This is a genomic window from Pandoraea morbifera (assembly GCF_902459575.1).
GTDB classification, from domain to species: domain Bacteria; phylum Pseudomonadota; class Gammaproteobacteria; order Burkholderiales; family Burkholderiaceae; genus Pandoraea; species Pandoraea morbifera.
Map to the genome: position 1 here is coordinate 1 of NZ_CABPSD010000029.1, position 3,785 is coordinate 3,785.

The window sequence follows — 3,785 nt, forward strand, 5'->3', positions numbered from 1 at the left end:
CCTTGTGTGCGTGTATACAATTCGTTGAAATTGTCTTTCGTCTTCTCAAACGCAACACGCGAAGTGTCGCCATCGGTTCCCTTCGGAGGGGTACCGAGATCAATGATTTGCTTGGCCATTTATGGGGCGAATGTTTGTTGGAGCGTGGCGCTGATCGAAAAGACCTTGTTGCCCTCACCGGAAAGTGTGTAGGTCTCGCAGTAGTACAGGCCCTCGACGCCCATCGGAGGCGTCCAGTAAAACGACTTGTAGCCGCTGTGCCGATCGAGGAAATCCTTGAGCGGTTGGAGCTTTTCCTTGGTGTTGGTGCTATTCACCGACCAGGACTGGATCGAAGTGTTCAGGCCATCGCCCACGCGCTGCTCATATCCGTCACCGAACTGAGCCTTACGAGTACGGAAGTTGGTTGTTCCAGAAGAACCGACCTTGACGCAGAAATCGAACGTTTCCGCCGCCATTACCCGCCTCCGTTACGAGCGCGCCACAGAAGACCACCCTGCCGCTGCTGGCGCGATAGCTCATCCACCACAACAGAGCGAATCGCTTGCGAAAGCTGCTTTCCAGTCCGATCCGAATCGGCACTCGTTTGAGAGGCGGAGTTTCCCGAGTTGTCCACATTCGTGACTACGCTCACGGAGATGCCACCACCGCTTGGCACGGATGGCAGGATCGTTCCAGACGTGTTGGGGACGAACAGTTCGGCCCGCTTCTCACCTACGATATATGGCTGTCCAGCCGCTACGGGGCCGCCGCCGGCACGCATGCTCACCTTGGAAATGAGATCGTCCAGACCAGCCTGCGTCTCGGGGCCGTAGACGCCGCCGACGGTTGTACCGGTGGCGTCTCCGTAGGCGCCAAGAACGGCCGTGAAAGCGGAACCCAACAGACCACCGCCGATTCCACCGCCCGTCAGTCCGCCAAACAGCGCCTGCGACAAGTTTGCGGCAGCGGCATTGGCCACTGCTCGGCGCAGGAAGTCCAGGAACCCCTTCAGCATCCCGTCCAGGCCGTCCTTGAACGGATCAAACAGGAACTCGGCGAACGAAGACTGGATGTTCTGGGCCGCACTTTTGGCGAACTCATCGAGCTCGTTCTGTGCGTCCTTGGACTTATCTGTCAGCTCGTCGAACTTCTTCTGCACCTGCGTGATAGCGCGCTCATACGTCTGCGCGTCGATGTAGCCGCCCTGCAGGAGCGTGTTCAACTCCTGGTAATCCTGCTGCATCCGCTCAAACGGCGAGAGGGTGTCCTCGTAGACCTTTTTCCCCTTAGCGATCAGATCCTGGCGTTGCTTCTCTCGCTCGACACCATCCTTCGCAAGGTCGACAAGCGTTGCGGCCGTCAGAATTTGGTCCTTCTGTGCCTGCGTGACCGTGCCGAGGCGCCCCGACTGGATCATAGCCAAGGCTTCCTCTGCACTCGTCAGGGTCTGCACCGTAATGACCTGCTTTTGCAGGCTTTCGATGTAGCGATCAGCCTCGCTCTTCTTGTCCTTTGCTTCCTTCGGAGCTTTTTCTCGGCCGCTCTGATAGTCCAAAGTCTGCGGCGCCTGCCTCAATAAGCGATCCCACTTATCACCGCCCGCCGCAGCGCCAAGTGCCAGCGCTTCTCTCTGCTGCTGAAGCCGCAGAAATGCCAGTTTCTTCTCAGCGTTCTTAATGGCATCATCGATGCCGCTCGTGTCAGCGCCACTCTTGGCGATCCTCTCCCGGTCCTTCTGTAGGCTATCCAACTGATCGATGTAGGTATTGACATTCGACCCGATCGATTTAAACGGATTGATCGTCGACATCGTCATCATGGCGTCAATGAAGCCGCCACTCGTCTTGATGCCGTCCTGCATTTGCCCGAGCAGCGTATTCAGCGTGGGCAATACATTTGCCACCACTTCCTGCACCATTGTCTTGAACTGGCCAGTCAACTTGCTCAGGTTGTCCTGAAACGCCGCCGCTTGTGCCGCAGATTCCTTCGATGCTCCCGTAAATCCATCGACGCTGTCTGCCATGTCGTTCAGGACTGGCAGCAGGTTTGCACCGGATTTTCCGAACAGGTCAGTCACCAGCGCGGTTTTCGACGCGCCATCCTGGAAATCCTGAAGGCGCTTTGCGATGTCAATCATCACCTCCGAGGGATCACGGAGGTTCCCGCCGGCGTCCTTCGCCGAAATACCAAGCGCAGCAAGCGCCTTGTTTGTCTTGTTGGATTCGTCGTCGACGGTCGCCATGCCTTTGGCGAGCCGGCTGATTGCCGTTTCTACATCGCCAAAGTTGTGGCTGAACGCCATTGTCGACTGCTGGATCTTCGATAGGTTTTCCACCGATGCGCCGGTCTTCTGGGCGGCGTCATCCAGCGCTGCTAGTTGATCGATCGCGCTCTTCCCAAGTAGCACCGCTGCACCGCCTGCGGCCGTTAGGCCGAGACCGATGCCGACGCCAACACGCGCGAACGCTGCGTCGATCTCCTTGGCGCGCTTTTCAGCAAGCTTCGCGGCACGGTTGACGTCCGTCTCAAAGCTGCCGGTCTTCGCGAGAAGATCGACGGTAATTGTTCCAATGCTCATACTCGGCGCCCCGCTGCGCGGAAGAGGTCGATATCGGCCTGGGTGTGTTTTGGCTTCACGTCGCTATTCGGCTGCAGCCATTCAAGGCGGTGTCGCATCGTGGCTTCCGGGTCATCGCCCGACGACATGGCACCGGCCACCAGTGCCGCAGGTCGATAGAACCTGTGGTAGTCATCGAACGGCCATTGTTGGTAGAAGTCGGCCCAGCGCTGGAATTCGTGGTCGCTCATGGCAGCCTTCCACTCCGCGACCGTCCGGCCACCCAGCGCGAGCGCCAGAACGTGCCAGAGCCATTCCTCGCCCCGGGCCTTTATGCGTTTCCCGGCTCGTCCTCCTGGCGCTTATTCAGATCGAGCGCGGCGGCGAAGAGGCGCTCGAGCACTCCTTCTTCAAGCTCCTTGGCCTTCTCAAGCGTCAATGCCGGCTTCCCGTCTGCGTCGCATAGACTGGCCGCGACGAGCACGTGATAAGCCATGCCACGATCGTCGATCGACGGCGAGCGTAGGCAGTTCAGGAAGCGCTGATAGTCGTAGGACGACACACGGCGAAAGTGCAGTTTGTGCTTCGAACCATCCTTGAGTTGGACGTCTCTGCCGACGACTTCCGGGCTCACGAAAAATGATTTGTCGAGCATGCTCACCTCACACTGTGCTCAGGTCGAACGTCACCTTGCCCGAGCGCTGGATCGTGATCGTGCCCTTCCAGATGTCGTTGCCCTGGATATCGATGTTGATATCCGATACGTAGCCCTGGAAGATCGCCGAAGCTCGACCGTTGACGGACTGCAAGATGCCGCTGCTGTCGACAGCCGGCGCCGTCGCGCCGTCCGAAGAATAGATGCCCCACGACACCGTTGCGCCGCTTTCCTTCAGTGCAAGCAGGTCTTCGTGAGCCACTTCGTTCTTGTGGACATTGAATGCTACGGAAACCTGCCCCGGGTTGCCCAAACCGCCGACAAACTCGCGGTCACCGGTATTGTCGAGGCAGGTGATATCGATCTGATCGCGCGCGCCGCCGAGGCCCGAGATCGACGTTGCGCACACCACGCGCTCGACCGTATTGCCCGTCGGGTTCACGAAGTAGAGTTCGGTCCCTTGGGACTTGATGATTTCTTCAGCGGCCATTCGCGGCTCCAGAAAATGAAAAAGCCGCCCGAAGGCGGTTCAGTACAAAGCAAATAGGCAACCGTCAGCGCGGTAGCCACCAGTCAAAAACCATCGAGATG

General features: G+C 58.5%; 5 protein-coding genes. All 5 read right to left on the reverse strand.

The genetic code is table 11. The annotated features are described in order from the left end of the window. Positions 1 to 119: 119 nt before the first annotated feature. Positions 120 to 458 (reverse strand): phage tail protein, encoded by a 339-nt coding sequence (locus tag PMO31116_RS23360; RefSeq protein ID WP_063598187.1) that lies wholly within the window; start codon positions 456 to 458, stop codon positions 120 to 122. Beyond that, positions 458 to 2,560 carry a hypothetical protein gene (locus PMO31116_RS23365; protein WP_150568792.1) on the reverse strand — a complete coding sequence of 701 codons (2,103 nt, stop codon included), beginning with the start codon at positions 2,558 to 2,560 and terminating at the stop codon, positions 458 to 460. Before PMO31116_RS23365 ends, PMO31116_RS23360 begins: the two co-directional genes overlap by 1 nt. Continuing rightward, on the reverse strand, positions 2,557 to 2,790 hold the full coding sequence (locus PMO31116_RS23370; RefSeq protein ID WP_150568793.1) for a hypothetical protein: 234 nt from the start codon (positions 2,788 to 2,790) through the stop codon (positions 2,557 to 2,559). Before PMO31116_RS23370 ends, PMO31116_RS23365 begins: the two co-directional genes overlap by 4 nt. Before the next feature lie 80 nt (positions 2,791 to 2,870). Beyond that, a complete protein-coding gene (locus PMO31116_RS23375) occupies positions 2,871 to 3,194 on the reverse strand; it encodes a hypothetical protein (protein WP_150568794.1) in 324 nt (107 codons plus the stop codon). A 7-nt stretch (positions 3,195 to 3,201) separates the two neighbouring features. Next, positions 3,202 to 3,684 carry a phage tail tube protein gene (locus tag PMO31116_RS23380; protein WP_150568795.1) on the reverse strand — a complete coding sequence of 161 codons (483 nt, stop codon included), beginning with the start codon at positions 3,682 to 3,684 and terminating at the stop codon, positions 3,202 to 3,204. Between the last annotated feature and the right edge of the window lie 101 nt (positions 3,685 to 3,785).